The organism is Mycobacterium sp. ELW1 (genome assembly GCF_008329905.1).
Classification (GTDB): Bacteria; Actinomycetota; Actinomycetes; order Mycobacteriales; family Mycobacteriaceae; genus Mycobacterium.
The window spans coordinates 4,602,287-4,618,280 of the sequence record NZ_CP032155.1; the positions used below are offsets into that span (position 1 = coordinate 4,602,287).

Genomic DNA, 15,994 nt, shown 5'->3' on the forward strand with positions numbered 1-15,994 from the left:
GTCGATCGGTGTGAAGATCACCGTTCTGGTCGGCGGCGTCGGGGGCGCCCGCTTCCTGCTGGGCGTACAGCGATTGCTCGGCCTGGGCCAGTTCGCCGGCCAGATATCCGGAGCCACAGGCGATCTTGATCACGCGCTGACGGCCGTGGTCAACATCGGCGATGACGCATGGATGCACGGTGTGCGCATCTGTCCCGACCTCGACACCTGCATGTACACCTTAGGTGGAGGTATCGACCCCGAGCGCGGCTGGGGACATCGCAACGAGACGTGGCACGCGAAAGAAGAATTGGCGGCCTACGGTGTCCAACCCGATTGGTTCGGCCTGGGCGACCGCGACCTCGCCACACATCTGGTGCGAAGTCAGATGCTGCGTGCGGGATATCCCCTGTCGCAGGTGACCGAGGCGCTGTGCCACCGCTGGCAGCCGGGGGCCACGCTCCTGCCGGCCAGTGACGACCGGTGCGAAACCCACGTTGTGATCGACGATCCCGACACCGGGGACCGCAAAGCCATCCACTTCCAGGAGTGGTGGGTGCGCTACCGGGCCCAGGTGCCCACTCACAGTTTCGCGTTCGTGGGGTCCGAAAACGCCACTGCCGGGCCCGGTGTCGTCGACGCGATCACCGAAGCCGACGTCGTCATGCTCGCCCCGTCGAACCCGGTGGTGAGCATCGGAGCAATCCTCGCCATCCCCGGTGTCCGCGCCGCGCTGCGCTCCACACCCGCCCCGGTCGTCGGCTACTCCCCCATCATCGGCGGAAAGCCGTTGCGCGGCATGGCCGACGAATGCCTATCGGTGATCGGGGTCGAAACCTCCTCGCACGCCGTCGCCCGCCACTACGGCGCACGCTCGGCGACCGGAATCCTGGACTACTGGCTGGTTTCCGAAGGCGATCACGCCGACGTAGCCGGCCTGACGGTGCACTCGATACCGCTGCTGATGTCGGACCCGGCGGCCACCGCCGAAATGGTGCGCGCCGGGCTCGAATTGGCCGGGGTACAGCGGTGATCGGCTCAAGTCCAACGGCGCCGCCGAGCGGCGACCACGGTAGCGCGGCTCCCGTCGAAATCCTGCCCGTCCCCGGGCTTCCGGAGTTCCGCCCCGGCGACGATCTGGCCGGCGCCCTCAGTTCGGCGGCACCATGGCTGCGCGACGGCGACGTCGTCGTGGTCACCAGCAAGGTGATGTCCAAGTGCGAGGGTCGCATCGTCGCGGCGCCGGCGGACCCCGACGAACGGGACGCGCTGCGCCGCAAGATCATCGACGATGAGGCCGTGCGGGTGCTGGCCCGCAAAGGTCGGACGCTGATCACCGAGAACCGCAACGGCATCGTGCAGGCGGCCGCGGGCGTCGACGGCTCCAACGTCGGGTCAACCGAATTGGCCCTGCTGCCGATCGATCCCGACCGCAGCGCTGCCGCGCTGCGCACGGCATTGCGCGAGCGGCTCGGCGTGAATGTCGCGGTCCTGGTCACCGACACCATGGGTCGGGCCTGGCGAAACGGCCAGACCGACGCCGCGATCGGCTCCGCCGGGCTGCCTGTCCTCTACGGATACGCCGGCGCCGTCGACCGGCACGGCAACGAGTTGGTGGTCACCGAAGTCGCCGTCGCCGACGAGATCGCCGCCGCCGCCGACCTGGTGAAGGGCAAGCTGACCGCCGTGCCGGTCGCGGTAGTCCGTGGCCTCGAGCTCGACGACGACGGGTCCACCGCGGCGCGCCTGGTGCGCGGCGGTGAGGACGATCTGTTCTGGCTGGGCACCGCCGAGTCGCTGGAACTCGGGCGCCGCCAGGCCCAGCTGTTGCGCCGCTCGGTGCGACAGTTCGCGCCGGAGCCGGTCGACCACACGCTCATCGAAGACGCCGTCGCCGAAGCACTCACCGCACCGGCCCCGCATCACACCCGGCCGGTGCGGTTCGTCTGGTTGCAGGACCATGGCCGTCGCATCACACTGCTGGACCGGATGAAAGACGCCTGGCGCAAGGATCTTTCCGGCGACGGCAAGCCCGCCGACGCCGTCGAACGGCGAGTCGCCCGCGGCCAGATCCTCTACGACGCACCAGAGGTCGTCATCCCGTTCCTGGTGCCCGAGGGCGCCCACAGCTATCCCGACCCGGACCGCACCCAGGCCGAGCACACGATGTTCACCGTCGCGGTCGGAGCCGCGGTACAAGCACTCCTGGTGGCGCTGGCCGTGCGCGGCGTGGGCAGCTGCTGGATCGGCTCGACCATCTTCGCGGCCGAGCTGGTCCGGGAAATCCTTGATCTACCGCCTGATTGGGAACCGCTGGGTGCCGTCGCCATCGGCTATCCGGTCGAACCGCCCGAACCCCGCAATCCGGCACCGGTCGGCGATCTGCTGGTGCGCAAGTGAGCGTGCGGGAGTCGGCCATCGAGCTGCTGACCGAATGGGATGCGCCGGACGACTGCCAGGATTCGCTGCGTCAGTCCGTCCTGGCCTTTCTGCTCGCCCGCCCCGATGCCTGCGAGCGGGCATGCGTCCCAGGCCATATCACGGCCTCGGCGTTGGTGGTCAACCACACCGGCGACCAGGTGCTGCTCACCCTGCATCCGCGGCTCGGTCGCTGGGTTCAGCTCGGCGGCCATTGCGAAGACTCCGACGCCGACATCGTCGCGGCCGCGATGCGGGAGGCCGCTGAAGAGTCCGGGATCGACGGCCTGCGCATCGACACGTCGTTGGGCGCCATCCACGTTCACGCACTGACCTGCTCGCTGGGAGTGCCCACCCGGCACCTGGATCTCCAGTTCATCGCCCGCGCACCCGCGGACGCGACCATCGAGATCAGCGACGAATCGCTCGATCTGCGGTGGTGGCCGATCGACGCACTGCCCGACGGCATCGACTCGGCGGTCTCACACCTGGTGTCGGTCGGCCGCTCGCGGGTCTAGATGTCGGACGAGTAGCGAACACCGCAGTCCGGGATGACAACTCCCGGCCACACCCGCGCACCGCGCAGGAGTTCGCAGCGCGCACCGATGTTCGCGCCATCGCCGATGATGGCGTCGCGCAGTAACGCGCGCGGACCGATCCGCGCGCCGGCGCCGATGATCGACCGCTCCACGACCGAGCCCGCCTCGATGTGCGCCCCGTCGAAGATGACCGCGCCGTCCAGGCGGACACCCGGCCCGATCTCGGCGCCACGGCCCACCACGGTCCCGCCGACCAGTACCGCGCCCGGGGACACCGACGCCCCATCGTGCACAAGGCTTTCCCCGCGTCGACCGCCGAGCGCAGGCGACGGCGCCAGCCCGCGAACCAGGTCGGCCGAGCCGCGCACGAAATCCTCCGGTGTACCCATGTCGCGCCAGTAGCTGGAATCGACGTAGCCGCAAACCTTCACGCCGTCGGCCAACAGCGCCGGGAACACCTCGCGCTCCACCGACACCTCCCGTCCACGGGGGATGTGGTCGAGGATTTCGCGCTTGAAGATGTACGTGCCGGCGTTGATCTGGTCGGACGGCGGATCCTCGGTCTTCTCGAGGAACGCTTCCACGCGACCGTCGGCGTCGGTGGGCACACAGCCGAATGCCCTCGGATCGCTGACGCGCACCAGGTGCAGGGTCAGATCCGCCTGCGACTCGTGGTGGCTGGCCAGCATCTGGCGCAGGTCCATGCCGGACAGGACGTCACCGTTGAACACCATCACGGTGTCGTTCCGCAGTTTGGGAATGACGTTGGCGATCCCGCCGCCGGTGCCCATCGGGTGATCCTCGACGACGTACTCGATCTGCAGGCCGAGCTTGGACCCGTCGCCGAATTCGTTCTCGAACGTCGCCGCTTTGAACGACGTGCCGAGGATGACGTGTTCGATGCCGGCCTCGGCGATGCGGGACAGCAGATGCGTCAGGAACGGCAGCCCCGCGGTCGGCAGCATCGGCTTGGCCGCCGAGACGGTCAGCGGCCGTAGCCGGGTGCCTTTGCCACCGACCAGCACCACCGCATCGACCTTCGACGGATCAATTCCACTCACCGAGTCCCCCTACTTCTCGCCAGCTCGCGACGGGACTTGCGTACCGCCGCGCGTGACCTAACCTTCAGCGCGCTCTTCATAGTCCATCGCAGCGGCGCACGCCACCAGCCAAAATGCCGATCGGACAAATAAAGGTAGGTGCTTTCGTGATGTGCCCGCAGGTTGCTGGCCGGGTCCCGGCCGGTCGAGTGGCCCTTGGCGTGCAGGATCTCCGACGACGGGACGTAGACGTTGAGCCAGCCGGCCCGGCCCAGCCGGTCACCGAGGTCAACGTCTTCCATGTACATGAAGTAGCGCTCGTCGAACCCGCCGACCTGGTCGAATGCCGCGCGCCGGATCAGCAGGCACGAGCCCGACAGCCAGCCCACCGGCCGCTCGGTGGGCTCGAGGTACTCCTGGCGATAGGCCTTGGTCCACGGATTGGTCTTCCAGACGAAGCCGACTACCGCATGCATGCCGCCGCGCACCAGGCTCGGCAGGTGGCGCGCCGACGGGTAGACCGAGCCGTCGGGGTCGCGGATCAACGGTCCCAGGGCCGCAGCCCTGGGCCAGCGGTCGGCGGCGGCGAGCAACTCGTCGATGCTGTTGGGTCCCCACACCACATCGGGGTTGGCGACGATCACGAACTCGTCGTCGGCGGGAACCGTCGCCACACCGCGATTGGCGGCGCTGCCGTAGCCGAGGTTTCCGCCCATGCGCACCAGGCGGGTGCCGGGATAGCGCTCCACCGCCTCCTCCGGCGTCCCGTCGGTGGAACCGTTGTCGGCCAGCACCACTGTCACCGGACGGTCGGTGGCCACCGTCAAGGAGGACAGGAAGCGATCCAGATGTGAGCCCGGGGAGTACGTCACCGTCACCACGGTCAGGGGGCGGCTCGACGTCACGGCGTAGAGGGTAACTGCCCGCCGGGCACGGGCTGGGCCAGCGCCTCGGCAAGCGCCTCACGCCACGGTCTTGGCGGGGTGAGCCCAGCGCGCACCGAGAGCCCCATCGACAGTGCTGAATACACCGGTCGCGGCGCCGGGCGGCCCGCTTGCGCCGTGCTCACCGGCCGGATCCGCTGCGGGTCGGCACCGAGTTCGGAGAACACGGCTCGGGCCAGCTCCAGGCGGGTGCACGCGCCCTCGTTGGCGACGTGCAGGATCGGCTCCCGAATGCGCCCCTCACTGATCTCGAATATCGCATCGGCGAGGTCTTTGACGTAGGTGGGTGACCCGATCTGGTCGTCGACCGCGTCGGCGGTCCCGTCGGTGCCGGCCAGCCGGCGCATCCCCGCCACGAAATCGGTGCCCGCTGCGCCGGTGTACACCCACGAGGTGCGCACCACGTGGGCGTCGGGCATGGCGGCCAGCACGGCCACCTCACCGGCGAGCTTGGTGCGTCCGTAGACACCCAGCGGCGCAGCCTCGTCGCCGACGTCATAGGGGCGGCGCTGCTGACCACCGACAGGCTCGCCCGAAAAGACGTAGTCGGTAGAGAGGTGCACCAGCTGCGCGCCGACCCGCGCGCAGGCGTGCGCGACGTTCTCCGCTCCGGTGGCGTTGACGGCGTATGCGGTGTCGGGGTCGGCCTCGGCGGCGTCCACATTCGCAATGGCCGCGCAGTTCACCACCAGGTCCTTCTCGGCGATGAACCGCTCGGCGGCGGCGGGGTCGGTGATGTCACACTGCCGATGCGTCAACGCGCTGACCTCGATGCCCCGACGGGCCGCCTCACCTGCAAGAAACATCCCCACTTGGCCGCCGGCACCTGTAATCACGATCCTCGCCACCACAATTACGAGTCTGGCACGCCGGTTTCGGCTACCCGGTATGCGCCCGTCTCGCCAGTAGCCTGGGCTGATGCCTGCTGACACCGAAGCACGGACGGGCGCCCAGCGGGTGGCCCGGACTGTGCTCGCGTTGATCGCCGTGACCGTGATGGTCAGCACCGGTGTCGCGTGGGGCAAGATCCGCTCGTTCGAGAACGGCATCTTCCACATGAGCACCTCGGCCCTCGGCGGGGGCGGGCAGGACGGCGCGATCGACATCCTGTTGGTGGGGATGGACAGCCGCACCGATGCTCACGGCAACCCGCTGTCCGAGGACGAGCTGGCGGCGTTACACGCCGGCGACGACGTGTCGACGAACACCGACACGATCATCTTGGTCCGCATCCCCAACAACGGGAAGTCGGCGACGGCGATCTCGATTCCCCGCGACTCCTATGTCAAGGCCCCGGGTCTGGACAAGACGAAGATCAACGGCGTCTACGGCCAGGTGAAGCTCGAGAAGATGAAGCAGTTGGTCGAGCAGCAGGGGATGGATCCGGCCGAGGCCGAACCCAAAGCCGTCGAGGCCGGCCGTGAAGCGCTCATCAAGACCGTCGCCGACCTGACCGGCGTGACCGTCGACCACTACGCCGAGATCGGCCTGCTGGGCTTCTCACTGATCACCGATGCACTCGGCGGTGTCAATGTGTGCCTCAAAGATGCTGTCTACGAACCACTTTCCGGTGCCGACTTCCCGGCCGGCTGGCAGAAGCTCAACGGCCCACAGGCATTGAGTTTCGTCCGGCAGCGTCACGACCTCCCCGCGGCGACCTCGACCGGGTGGTGCGCCAACAGGTTGTGATGGCGTCCCTTGCGCACCAGGTGATTTCCGGTAAGACACTGACCAGCCCGTCAACCCTGAACAGGCTGCAGGACGCCATCCAGCGCTCGGTGGTGCTCTCGTCGGGCTGGGACATCATGGACTTCATCAAGCAACTCGAGAACCTCGCGGGTGGCAACGTGGCGTTCGCGACCATCCCCGTGCTTGACGAGGCCGGCTGGAGCGACGACGGCATGCAGTCCGTGGTCCGGGTCGATCCGTCTCAGGTGCAGGAGTGGGTCGCCAGCCTGCTGCACGATCAGGCCGAGGGCAAGACCGAGAAGATCGCCTACACCCCCGAGCAGACCAAGGCCGACGTCGTCAACGACACCGACATCAACGGGCTTGCCGGCGCGGTGTCAGAAGTGCTCACCGGCAAGGGCTTCGGGGCGGGCGACATCGGCAACAACGACAAGGACCATGTGACCCACAGCCAGGTGCAGGCGGCCAAGGAGGACGACCTGGGCGCGCAGGCGGTCGCCAAGGAGCTGGGTGGGCTCCCGGTGGTGGCCGATGCTGCGATTCCGGCGGGAACCGTGCGGGTGGTGCTGTCCAGCGACTACACCGGACCGGGATCGGGCCTGGAGGGTTCGCTGCCGACGTCGGCTGCGGTCAGCCAGGCGGCCGGTCAGGCCGGCGACGCCACGACCCCGCCGCCGTCGCCCATCATCACCGCGGGGTCCGATGACCCCAAGTGCGTCAACTGATGACCAATCTGACTGCGGTCGTTCTGGATCCGCTGCTGCGGGCCGACCCGATGGGTCCGCGGATCACGTACTACGACGACGCAACCGGTGAGCGTATCGAGCTGTCGACGGTGACGCTGGCCAACTGGGCGGCCAAGACCGCCAACCTGTTGCGCGACGAAATGGGCGCAGGCCCGGGCACCCGGGTTGCCGTGTTGCTGCCCGCGCATTGGCAGACCGCGGCGGTGCTGTTGGGCGTGTGGTGGATCGGCGCCGAGGTCGTGCTGTCCGGAGCGGCGGATCTCGCATTGTGCACCGCCGAGCGGTTGGACGAGGCCGACGACGCGGCCGCCGGCGGTGACGTCGCGGTGCTGTCGCTGGATCCGTTCGGCAAGCCGGCACCTGACCTGCCGATCGGTGTCACCGATTACGCGACGGCGGTCCGGGTGCACGGCGACCAGTACGCCGCTGAGCCGCGACCAGGTCCGGCACTGGACGGCAGGTCGGTCGACGAAGTGCTGGCCGCCGCTTCCGATTCCGCCGCCGAGGCCGCTCTGACGGCCACCGATCGGGTCATGTCGTCGTTGCCGTGGTCCACCGCGGACGACATCATCACCAACCTGCTTGCGGTGTTCGTCGCGGGCGCGTCCCTGGTTCAGGTGGCCAACCCTGATGCCGCCGCGCTGGAACGGCGCCGGACGACCGAGAAGGTCAGCAGAGACCTGGCGTGAGGCTCCTCGAGGTCTATCCGTTGATTGGGGGACACCAGTTTCATCCGGCACGAGGGCTGGTTGACCGACAGACTGCGACCAATTGTGAGCGGATCGTACGAGGCAACCGCCATCGCGGCGGGGTGAGACAAGGAGCCCTTCCCATGAAGATGAACACGAATTTTCTGGTCACCCTGGCCGGCGGCGCTTTGGTCGCGGGTTCGATGTTGTTCGCCGGGCCGGCGAGCGCGCAAACCACCGACCCGAACACCGCCCCTAGCTCGTCGCATGCCGCCATCGGTGAGAATGGGGTGCTGGACTGGATCGAGTCGAGCGCCCCGCAGCAGAATCACGCGACCACGACGCCGCCCCGCTAAGGTTCAGGGCTGATTGCTCGCCTGACTAGGCTCGCTGAGGTGAGCCGCGCCCCGTTGAATCTCGCAGCCCTGTCCGCACTTCCGGTGCGCCGCATCGACGTCGTGGAAACCACCGGGTCGACCAACGCCGACCTGCTGGCCCGGCACGCCTCCGGCGAGGACATTCGAGGCGCGGTGCTGCTCGCCGAGCACCAGAGCGCCGGCCGTGGCCGCAATGGCCGCAGCTGGTCGGCTCCGCCACGATCCCAGATCGCCCTGTCGATCGGCGTCGGCGCCGACGGCGTCCCCCCGGAGAGTTGGGGCTGGCTGCCGTTGCTCACCGGGATAGCACTGGTCGATGCCATCACGGCGACCACCGGCATCGAGGCCGCCGTGAAGTGGCCCAATGACGTCCTGGTGGGGTCCGGCAAGCTCGCCGGCATCCTGGCCGAGGTGGCCGCACCCGATCCGGTCATCGTGGTGGGCCTGGGGCTCAACGTCACGCTGACGCCCGACGAGGCGCCCGACCCGCGAGCGACCTCACTGCAGATGCTGGGCGCCACCGAGCTCGACCGCGATGCGCTGACCGCCGCGATCCTGCGCGAACTGACCGCCCGGATCGAAAAGTGGCAAACCACACCGGGACCCGACCCGGCACTCGTCGAGGACTACCGGCGGCGCAGCAGCACCCTGGGCAGCCAGGTGCGGGCCATCATGCCCGGCGATCACGAAATCACCGGCACCGCAGTCGATGTCGACTTACTCGGCCGGCTTCGCATCGACACGGGCACCGAGGTCATCACGGTGTCGGCGGGCGATATCACCCACCTGAGACCGGCCGGCTAGATCAGCGCAGCAGCGCCCGGGACATCACAACCCGCTGAATCTGGTTGGTGCCCTCGTAGATCTGGGTGATCTTGGCGTCGCGCATCATCCGCTCCACCGGGAAGTCCACCGTGTAGCCGGCACCGCCGAACAGCTGCACGGCATCGGTGGTCACCTCCATGGCGACATCGGAGGCGAAGCACTTCGACGCCGCCGAGATGAACCCCAGGTTGGGCTCGCCGCGCTCGGCGCGGGCAGCGGCGGAGTACACCATCAGCCGAGCCGCTTCGACCTTCATCGCCATGTCGGCCAGCATGAACTGCACACCCTGGAAATCGGAGATCGAGGTGCCGAACTGCTTGCGGTCCTTGGTGTATGCGATCGCCGCGTCCAACGCGCCCTGCGCGATACCGACCGCCTGCGCACCGATCGTCGGGCGGGTGTGGTCGAGGGTGGCCAACGCGGTCTTGAAGCCGGTGCCGGGCTCCCCCACCATCCGGTCGCCCGGGATACGACAGTTCTCGAAGTACAGCTCGGTGGTCGGCGAGCCCTTGATGCCGAGCTTGCGCTCCTTGGGCCCGATCGTGAAGCCCTCGTCGTCGATGTGCACCATGAACGCCGAGATACCGTTGGCGCCCTTGTCGGGATCGGTCACCGCCATCACGGTGTACCAGGATGACTTGCCGCCGTTGGTGATCCACGCCTTGGCGCCGTTGAGGATCCAGTCGTCACCGTCAGCCTTGGCCCTGGTGCGCATCGACGCCGCGTCGCTGCCGGCCTCCCGCTCGGAGAGTGCGTACGACGCCATCGCCTCACCGGAGGCGATCGACGGCAACACCTTCTTCTTCAATTCTTCTGACCCACGCAGGATCAGCCCCATCGTGCCCAGCTTGTTGACGGCGGGAATCAGCGACGCCGACGCGTCGACCCGGGCGACCTCTTCGATGACGATGCACGCCGCCACCGAGTCCGCTCCCTGGCCGCCGTACTCCTCCGGCACGTGGACCGCGTTGAATCCCGAGGCGTTCAGGGCGTCCAGCGCCTCTTGCGGAAAGCGCGAGTTCTCATCGCAGTCGGCCGCGTACGGCGCGATCTCTTTCTCCGCCAGCGCGCGGATCGCGGTCCGCAGCTCGTCGTGCTCCTCGGGCAACTTGAATACGTCGAAATCGGGGTTCCCAGCCATCACAGCCTCCTTGCTACTCGCCGGTAACTTTACCTGGCTCCTCACTCACCGAGTAATCGCTCCCGGAGCGCACGGTCCTTCGCCAGCACTTGGGCTTCCAAGTCGTCCTGGAAGCTCTCCATCCGCTTGCGCAGCGCGACATCCGACGTGGCGAGGATGCGCACCGCCAGCAGCCCCGCATTGCGTGCGCCGCCGATCGACACGGTGGCCACCGGCACACCCGCGGGCATCTGCACGATCGACAACAGCGAATCCAGGCCGTCCAGCTTGGCCAGCGGCACCGGCACCCCGATCACCGGCAGCGCCGTGGCCGAGGCCACCATCCCGGGCAGGTGGGCCGCCCCACCGGCGCCGGCGATGATCACTTGGATGCCGCGGGCCGCCGCACCGCGCGCGTAGTCCAGCATCCGTCCCGGGGTTCGATGCGCCGAGACGACGCCGACCTCGAACGGCACCTCGAACTCAGCCAGCGCCTCGGCCGCCGCCTCCATGACGGGCCAGTCGCTGTCGGAACCCATGATCAGCCCGACCACCGGTTTATCAGTCATTGGCGGAATGCCCGTCCCATCCGTCGTTCCATTGCGCGTGCGACAACCAGTGTGCCGCCCGTTCCGCCCGTTCACGTACCCGGTTCACATCACCGTCCGCCGCACCGACGATGTTGACGTGACCCACCTTGCGACCAGGCCGTTCAGCCTTGCCGTACAGGTGAACCTTGGCCTCCGGGATCCGGCCGAACAGGTGATGCAGACGCTCGTCGACGCTCATCGCGGGAGCCTGCGGCGCGCCCAACACGTTGGCCATCACCGTCACCGGCGCGATCGGCCGGGTGTCGCCGAGCGGATAGTCCAGGACCGCCCGGACGTGCTGTTCGAACTGGCTGGTCACCGATCCGTCCATGGTCCAGTGTCCGGAGTTGTGCGGCCGCATCGCCAACTCGTTGACCAGCAGGGTGCCGTCAGTGGTCTCGAACAGTTCGACGGCCAGCACCCCGACCACGCCCAGCTCGCCGGCCAGCCGCAGCCCCAGCTGCTCGGCTTCGGCGGCCAGGTCTTCGGACAGGCCCGGTGCGGGCGCGAGGACGGTGACGCAGATGCCGTCGCGCTGCACGGTCTCCACGATCGGCCATGCCGCACCCTGGCCGAACGGGGAGCGCGCCACCAGAGCCGCGAGTTCGCGGCGCATCGACACCCGTTCCTCGAGCAGCACCGGCACGCCGTCGGCCAGGTATCCGGCGACGGCCTCCCGAGCGTGGGCAAGATCACGAGCCAGGACCACGCCGCGGCCGTCGTAACCCCCACGCACGGTCTTGATCACCACCGGCCCGCCGACAGCGGCGGCGAACGCGTCGACATCGTCGACCCCTGAGACGGCGGTGAACCGCGGGATCGGCGCGCCGAGATCCGCCAGCTTGCGACGCATCACCAGCTTGTCCTGGGCGTGCACCAGGGCTTCGGGGGGTGGCGCCACGGTGACACCCTCGGCGACCAGCGTGTCGAGCAGCTCGGTGGGAACGTGCTCGTGGTCGAAGGTCAGGGCCGACGCGCCCGCGGCCGCGCGACGCAGCGCATCGAGGTCGGTATGGGCGCCGATGACGACGTAGGGGGTCACCTGAGCGGCGGGGTCGTCGGGGCTCACAGCCAGGACCCGCAGGCTCTGTCCGAGGGCGATCGCCGCCTGGTGGGTCATCCTGGCCAGCTGTCCGCCGCCGACCATGGCGACGATAGGGGGTGTGGGGCGCTTCGACACGGCCATCATGGTGTCAGACCTGCGCGAGTACGCACACCTGCGGCGACTTCCGTAGACTTGCTCCTTGTGTCTTTTGCTGATGCCACCATCGCTCGGCTGCCCCGACCGATCCGGCCCTTCGCCGAGCGGCATCACGAGCTCATCAAGTTCGCGATCGTCGGCGCCACGACGTTCATCATCGACTCCGCGATCTTCTACACGCTGAAGCTGACGATCCTCGAGCCCAAGCCGGTCACCGCCAAGGTGATCGCGGGCATCGTCGCGGTGATCGCCTCCTACGTGCTGAACCGGGAGTGGAGCTTCCGGAACCGCGGCGGCCGCGAACGTCACCATGAGGCGTTGCTGTTCTTCGGGGTCAGCGGTGTCGGCGTGCTGCTGAGCATGGCCCCGTTGTGGTTCTCCAGCTACGTGCTGGAGCTGCGGGTGCCGCACGTCTCACTGACCAACGAGAACATCGCGGACTTCATCTCCGCCTACGTGCTGGGCAACCTGCTGCAGATGGCGTTCCGGTTCTGGGCGTTCCGGCGCTGGGTCTTCCCCGACGAGTTCGGCCCCAGCCACGACAAGGGGCTGGAATCCACCCTCACCGGCGGCGGCTTCGCCGAGGCGATGGAGGACGAGTACGAGGCGGGTGCCACCGTCACGCCGCTGCGACGCCGGCGCGCGTCGCGTCAGCTGGGCGACTCTTCCGAGCCCAGAGTGTCGAAAACTTCGTGATACAGCAGTGAATGCACCCGCTCCACGCGGGGAATGTCGTGGAACTCCAGGGGATCTTGGCTCGCCGACTCGATGATCAGGGTGCCGGTGCGCAACATGCGGTCGAGTAGGCCGTGACGGAACTCCACACTGTTGATCCGCGCCAGCGGGATGTCGATACCCGACCGGGTCAGCAGCCCGTGCCGGAACATCACCCGGCGGTCCGTGATCACGAAATGCGTTGTGAGCCAATTGAAGAACTTCCACAACGTCAGCCAGCCGACCAGGATCACCCAGATCGCGGCGATGACCCCGAACAGCACCTTCTTGGCGGTGGGGTCCCAGTTGGTGTTGTTGACCAGCGCGGACACGAAGGCCGCCAGGATCGTGGCGATCAGCAGCACCAGGATCGGACCGACCAGCCGCTTCCAGTGCGGGTGGCGATGCAGCACGACCTGTTCGTTCGCGGCCAGCACGTTCTCGGGATATCCCATGGTCATCTACCTACGGCACACGACACGCGAAGGCAAGAGACGTGGGCCCCTTAGCGCCTTCTTAAGGTGGCCGATACCATCGGCATCCATGACGAGCGTTACGGAACCGGCCTCGGGCCACACGATCGACATCCACACCACCGCTGGCAAGCTGGCCGATCTTCGTCAGCGCGCCGAGGAATCGCTGCACCCGGTCGGCGACACCGCTGTGGAGAAGGTCCACGCCAAGGGCAAGCTCACCGCTCGCGAACGCATCCTGGCCCTGCTCGACGAGGGGTCGTTCGTCGAGCTCGACGCGCTGGCCCGGCATCGCAGCACCAACTTCGGGTTGCAGGAGAATCGTCCGGTCGGCGACGGCGTGGTGACCGGGTACGGCACCATCGACGGCCGCGAGGTCTGCATCTTCAGCCAGGACGCCACGGTGTTCGGCGGCAGCCTCGGCGAGGTCTACGGCGAGAAGATCGTCAAGGTCCAGGAGCTCGCTCTCAAGACCGGTCGCCCCTTGATCGGCATCAACGACGGCGCGGGCGCCCGCATCCAGGAGGGTGTGGTCTCGCTCGGCCTCTACAGCCGGATCTTCCACAACAACATCAAGGCTTCCGGCGTGATCCCACAGATCTCGCTGATCATGGGTGCGGCAGCCGGCGGCCACGTCTACTCCCCCGCGCTCACCGACTTCGTGATCATGGTCGACCAAACCAGCCAGATGTTCATCACCGGACCCGACGTCATCAAGACCGTCACCGGCGAGGACGTCACCATGGAGGATCTGGGCGGCGCCCACACCCACATGGCCAAGTCCGGCACCGTGCACTACGTCGCCTCCGGCGAGCAGGACGCGCTGGATTACGTGCGCGATCTGCTGAGCTACCTGCCGCCCAACAACTACGCCGAGCCGCCGCGGTACCCGGCGCCCCCGCACCCGGGCGCGATCGAGGACAACCTCACCGACGAGGACCTCGAGCTCGACACGCTGATCCCGGACTCGCCCAACCAGCCGTACGACATGCACGAGGTGATCACCCGCATCCTCGACGACGACGAGTTCCTGGAGGTCCAGGCGGGCTACGCCCAGAACATCGTCGTCGGGTTCGGGCGGATCGACGGGCGCCCGGTCGGCATCGTCGCCAACCAGCCCACCCAGTTCGCCGGCTGCCTGGACATCAACGCCTCCGAGAAGGCTGCCCGGTTCGTGCGCACCTGCGACTGCTTCAACATTCCGATCGTGATGCTGGTCGATGTGCCGGGCTTCCTGCCGGGCACCGAGCAGGAGTACAACGGCATCATCCGCCGCGGCGCCAAGCTGCTCTACGCCTACGGCGAGGCCACCGTCGCCAAGATCACCGTCATCACCCGCAAGGCCTACGGCGGCGCGTACTGCGTCATGGGCTCCAAGGACATGGGCTGCGACGTCAACATCGCCTGGCCGACAGCCCAGATCGCGGTCATGGGTGCTTCGGGCGCGGTCGGCTTCGTCTACCGCAAGGACCTCAAGGAAGCAGCGAGCGAGGGCAAGGACGTGGACGCCCTGCGCCTGGAGCTGCAGCAGACCTACGAGGACACCCTGGTGAACCCGTACATCGCCGCCGAGCGCGGCTACGTCGACGCGGTGATCCCGCCGTCGCACACCCGCGGGTACATCTCGACCGCCCTGCGGCTGCTGGAGCGCAAGATCGCTCAGGTGCCGCCGAAGAAGCACGGAAACATTCCACTGTGACAAGGGGCTGCCGCCGATGACCAAGCACGAGGACATCACCGAACTCAGCGACCCGCGGGACATCACGCTCGACAACCCGGAGCCGCTGACTCCCGAGATCCGCATCGAGAGGGGCAACCCGAGCGACGAGGACATCGCCGCTCTGGTGACCGTGCTGGCCGCCGCCAGTGGCGGCAATGCCGGCCCGGGTCCGCAGGAGCTCAACCTGTGGGGTCATCCGGTCGACAAGCTGCGTTACTCGATCCACAGCTGGAATCAGGTGACCTTGTTGGAGCGGACCCACATGCGCCGATGAGCGCATCGTGACCCGCGTAGTTCTCGGCTCGGCCTCATCTGGTCGTCTGCGGGTGCTGCGTAACGCAGGGATCGACCCGCTGGTCGTCGTCTCCGGTGTCGACGAGGACGCGATCGTGGCGAACCTGGGCGCCGATGCCGAGCCCGGCGACGTCGTCACCGCCCTGGCTCAGGCGAAAGCCGCTGCCGTACACAAGGTGCTCGATCCCGATGTCGCTTCGGATTGCGTTGTCATCGGCTGTGATTCGATGCTCTACCTCGACGGCGAACTCCGAGGCAAGCCTGGAACGCCCGAACAGGCTGCGTTGCAATGGGATTCGATGGCCGGCCAGGTTGGCCTGCTCTATACCGGGCACTGCGTGATCCGGGTGCGCCACGGCGCGGCGGCCCACACCGCGACGCAGGCGGAGGTGACCCGGGTCCGGTTCGCCAGCCCCACGGCGGCCGACTTGGCGGCCTACATCGCCAGTGGTGAACCGCTACAGGTTGCTGGCGCGTTCACGCTCGACGGCCTCGGCGGCTGGTTCGTCGACGGGATCGACGGCGATCCGTCCAACGTGGTCGGCCTGGGCCTGTCGGTGACGCGTCGGCTGCTGAGCGACGTCGGGCTGCCGATCGGCGACCTGTGGGCGGCTAATCCGGTCCGCTGATCAGCGG

The 15,994-nt window shown here is 67.9% G+C and carries 17 protein-coding genes and 1 pseudogene; 11 read left to right on the forward strand and 7 right to left on the reverse strand.

Annotated features, from left to right (window positions below; genetic code table 11):
• Nucleotides 1–10: 10 nt before the first annotated feature.
• From cofD to D3H54_RS21920, 3 genes are read left to right on the forward strand one after another with little or no spacing between them, the layout of a single operon-like run.
• A complete protein-coding gene (gene cofD, locus D3H54_RS21910) occupies nt 11–1,012 on the forward strand; it encodes a 2-phospho-L-lactate transferase (protein ID WP_168214940.1) in 1,002 nt (333 codons plus the stop codon).
• Complete coding sequence (locus tag D3H54_RS21915) at nt 1,012–2,379, forward strand: coenzyme F420-0:L-glutamate ligase (RefSeq protein ID WP_149383673.1); 1,368 nt, start codon at nt 1,012–1,014, stop codon at nt 2,377–2,379. Before cofD ends, D3H54_RS21915 begins: the two co-directional genes overlap by 1 nt.
• Nucleotides 2,376–2,915, forward strand: a complete 540-nt coding sequence (locus D3H54_RS21920) for an NUDIX hydrolase (RefSeq protein ID WP_149381135.1) — start codon at nt 2,376–2,378, stop codon at nt 2,913–2,915. The genes D3H54_RS21915 and D3H54_RS21920 overlap by 4 nt, the downstream gene beginning before the upstream one ends.
• On the opposite strand, the gene manB is transcribed toward D3H54_RS21920, so the two are convergent.
• From manB to rfbD, 3 genes are read right to left on the reverse strand one after another with little or no spacing between them, the layout of a single operon-like run.
• The gene (gene manB, locus D3H54_RS21925; RefSeq protein WP_149383675.1) at nt 2,912–3,988 is read right to left on the reverse strand and encodes a mannose-1-phosphate guanylyltransferase; all 1,077 of its coding nucleotides are present in this window, start codon (nt 3,986–3,988) and stop codon (nt 2,912–2,914) included. The two genes, D3H54_RS21920 and manB, sit on opposite strands and share 4 nt — an antisense overlap.
• 5 nt (nt 3,989–3,993) lie before the next feature.
• Nucleotides 3,994–4,881, reverse strand: coding sequence for a glycosyltransferase family 2 protein (locus D3H54_RS21930; protein ID WP_286198966.1), 888 nt, complete (start codon nt 4,879–4,881; stop codon nt 3,994–3,996).
• Complete coding sequence (rfbD, locus tag D3H54_RS21935) at nt 4,878–5,771, reverse strand: dTDP-4-dehydrorhamnose reductase (RefSeq protein WP_168214941.1); 894 nt, start codon at nt 5,769–5,771, stop codon at nt 4,878–4,880. The genes D3H54_RS21930 and rfbD overlap by 4 nt, the downstream gene beginning before the upstream one ends.
• A 145-nt stretch (nt 5,772–5,916) precedes the next feature.
• On the opposite strand from rfbD, the pseudogene D3H54_RS21940 reads away from it, so the two are divergent.
• The 4 genes and pseudogenes from D3H54_RS21940 to D3H54_RS21955 all read left to right on the forward strand — a co-directional run bounded on the left by D3H54_RS21940 (nt 5,917) and on the right by D3H54_RS21955 (nt 9,225).
• Nucleotides 5,917–7,334, forward strand: a pseudogene (locus D3H54_RS21940) (LCP family protein).
• A complete protein-coding gene (locus tag D3H54_RS21945; protein ID WP_149381140.1) occupies nt 7,334–8,044 on the forward strand; it encodes a TIGR03089 family protein in 711 nt (236 codons plus the stop codon). The pseudogene D3H54_RS21940 and the gene D3H54_RS21945 overlap by 1 nt, the downstream one beginning before the upstream one ends.
• Nucleotides 8,045–8,187: 143 nt before the next feature.
• On the forward strand, nt 8,188–8,400 hold the full coding sequence (locus D3H54_RS21950; protein ID WP_149381142.1) for a hypothetical protein: 213 nt from the start codon (nt 8,188–8,190) through the stop codon (nt 8,398–8,400).
• Between the two features lie 39 nt (nt 8,401–8,439).
• Nucleotides 8,440–9,225, forward strand: coding sequence for a biotin--[acetyl-CoA-carboxylase] ligase (locus tag D3H54_RS21955; protein WP_149381144.1), 786 nt, complete (start codon nt 8,440–8,442; stop codon nt 9,223–9,225).
• Nucleotide 9,226: 1 nt separating this feature from the next.
• On the opposite strand, the gene D3H54_RS21960 is transcribed toward D3H54_RS21955, so the two are convergent.
• The 3 genes from D3H54_RS21960 to D3H54_RS21970 are packed head-to-tail and all read right to left on the reverse strand — an operon-like array spanning nt 9,227 to nt 12,145.
• The gene (locus tag D3H54_RS21960; RefSeq protein WP_115316708.1) at nt 9,227–10,387 is read right to left on the reverse strand and encodes an acyl-CoA dehydrogenase; all 1,161 of its coding nucleotides are present in this window, start codon (nt 10,385–10,387) and stop codon (nt 9,227–9,229) included.
• A gap of 41 nt (nt 10,388–10,428) precedes the next feature.
• Nucleotides 10,429–10,935, reverse strand: a complete 507-nt coding sequence (purE, locus tag D3H54_RS21965) for a 5-(carboxyamino)imidazole ribonucleotide mutase (RefSeq protein WP_149381146.1) — start codon at nt 10,933–10,935, stop codon at nt 10,429–10,431.
• Nucleotides 10,928–12,145 carry a 5-(carboxyamino)imidazole ribonucleotide synthase gene (locus D3H54_RS21970; protein WP_149381148.1) on the reverse strand — a complete coding sequence of 406 codons (1,218 nt, stop codon included), beginning with the start codon at nt 12,143–12,145 and terminating at the stop codon, nt 10,928–10,930. The genes purE and D3H54_RS21970 overlap by 8 nt, the downstream gene beginning before the upstream one ends.
• 57 nt (nt 12,146–12,202) lie before the next feature.
• Here D3H54_RS21970 and D3H54_RS21975 point away from each other — a divergent pair, with 57 nt between their 5' ends.
• A complete protein-coding gene (locus D3H54_RS21975) occupies nt 12,203–12,853 on the forward strand; it encodes a GtrA family protein (RefSeq protein ID WP_102808588.1) in 651 nt (216 codons plus the stop codon).
• On the opposite strand, the gene D3H54_RS21980 is transcribed toward D3H54_RS21975, so the two are convergent.
• Nucleotides 12,808–13,326 carry a PH domain-containing protein gene (locus tag D3H54_RS21980; RefSeq protein ID WP_149383677.1) on the reverse strand — a complete coding sequence of 173 codons (519 nt, stop codon included), beginning with the start codon at nt 13,324–13,326 and terminating at the stop codon, nt 12,808–12,810. The two genes, D3H54_RS21975 and D3H54_RS21980, sit on opposite strands and share 46 nt — an antisense overlap.
• Nucleotides 13,327–13,414: 88 nt before the next feature.
• Between D3H54_RS21980 and D3H54_RS21985 the strand changes: the two genes are divergently transcribed.
• Genes D3H54_RS21985 through D3H54_RS21995 form a run of 3 tightly spaced genes read left to right on the forward strand, consistent with a single transcriptional unit; the run spans nt 13,415 to nt 15,987 of the window.
• Nucleotides 13,415–15,043 carry an acyl-CoA carboxylase subunit beta gene (locus D3H54_RS21985; RefSeq protein WP_149381150.1) on the forward strand — a complete coding sequence of 543 codons (1,629 nt, stop codon included), beginning with the start codon at nt 13,415–13,417 and terminating at the stop codon, nt 15,041–15,043.
• A 16-nt stretch (nt 15,044–15,059) separates the two neighbouring features.
• Nucleotides 15,060–15,338: an acyl-CoA carboxylase subunit epsilon gene (locus D3H54_RS21990; RefSeq protein WP_149381152.1), complete on the forward strand. Its 279-nt coding sequence runs from the start codon at nt 15,060–15,062 to the stop codon at nt 15,336–15,338.
• Nucleotides 15,339–15,342: 4 nt separating this feature from the next.
• The gene (locus D3H54_RS21995) at nt 15,343–15,987 is read left to right on the forward strand and encodes a Maf family protein (RefSeq protein ID WP_149381154.1); all 645 of its coding nucleotides are present in this window, start codon (nt 15,343–15,345) and stop codon (nt 15,985–15,987) included.
• The last annotated feature ends 7 nt before the right edge of the window (nt 15,988–15,994 follow it).

Excerpts from the sequence above, each read along its gene's own strand:
- D3H54_RS21945 (WP_149381140.1), top strand. The coding sequence starts at position 7,334 with ATGACCAATCTGACTGCGGTCGTTCTGGATCCGCTGCTGCGGGCCGAC.
- D3H54_RS21950 (WP_149381142.1), top strand. The coding sequence starts at position 8,188 with ATGAAGATGAACACGAATTTTCTGGTCACCCTGGCCGGCGGCGCTTTG.
- D3H54_RS21960 (WP_115316708.1), bottom strand. The coding sequence starts at position 10,387 with ATGGCTGGGAACCCCGATTTCGACGTATTCAAGTTGCCCGAGGAGCAC.
- purE (WP_149381146.1), bottom strand. The coding sequence starts at position 10,935 with ATGACTGATAAACCGGTGGTCGGGCTGATCATGGGTTCCGACAGCGAC.
- D3H54_RS21970 (WP_149381148.1), bottom strand. The coding sequence starts at position 12,145 with ATGATGGCCGTGTCGAAGCGCCCCACACCCCCTATCGTCGCCATGGTC.
- D3H54_RS21980 (WP_149383677.1), bottom strand. The coding sequence starts at position 13,326 with ATGGGATATCCCGAGAACGTGCTGGCCGCGAACGAACAGGTCGTGCTG.
- D3H54_RS21985 (WP_149381150.1), top strand. The coding sequence starts at position 13,415 with ATGACGAGCGTTACGGAACCGGCCTCGGGCCACACGATCGACATCCAC.
- D3H54_RS21990 (WP_149381152.1), top strand. The coding sequence starts at position 15,060 with ATGACCAAGCACGAGGACATCACCGAACTCAGCGACCCGCGGGACATC.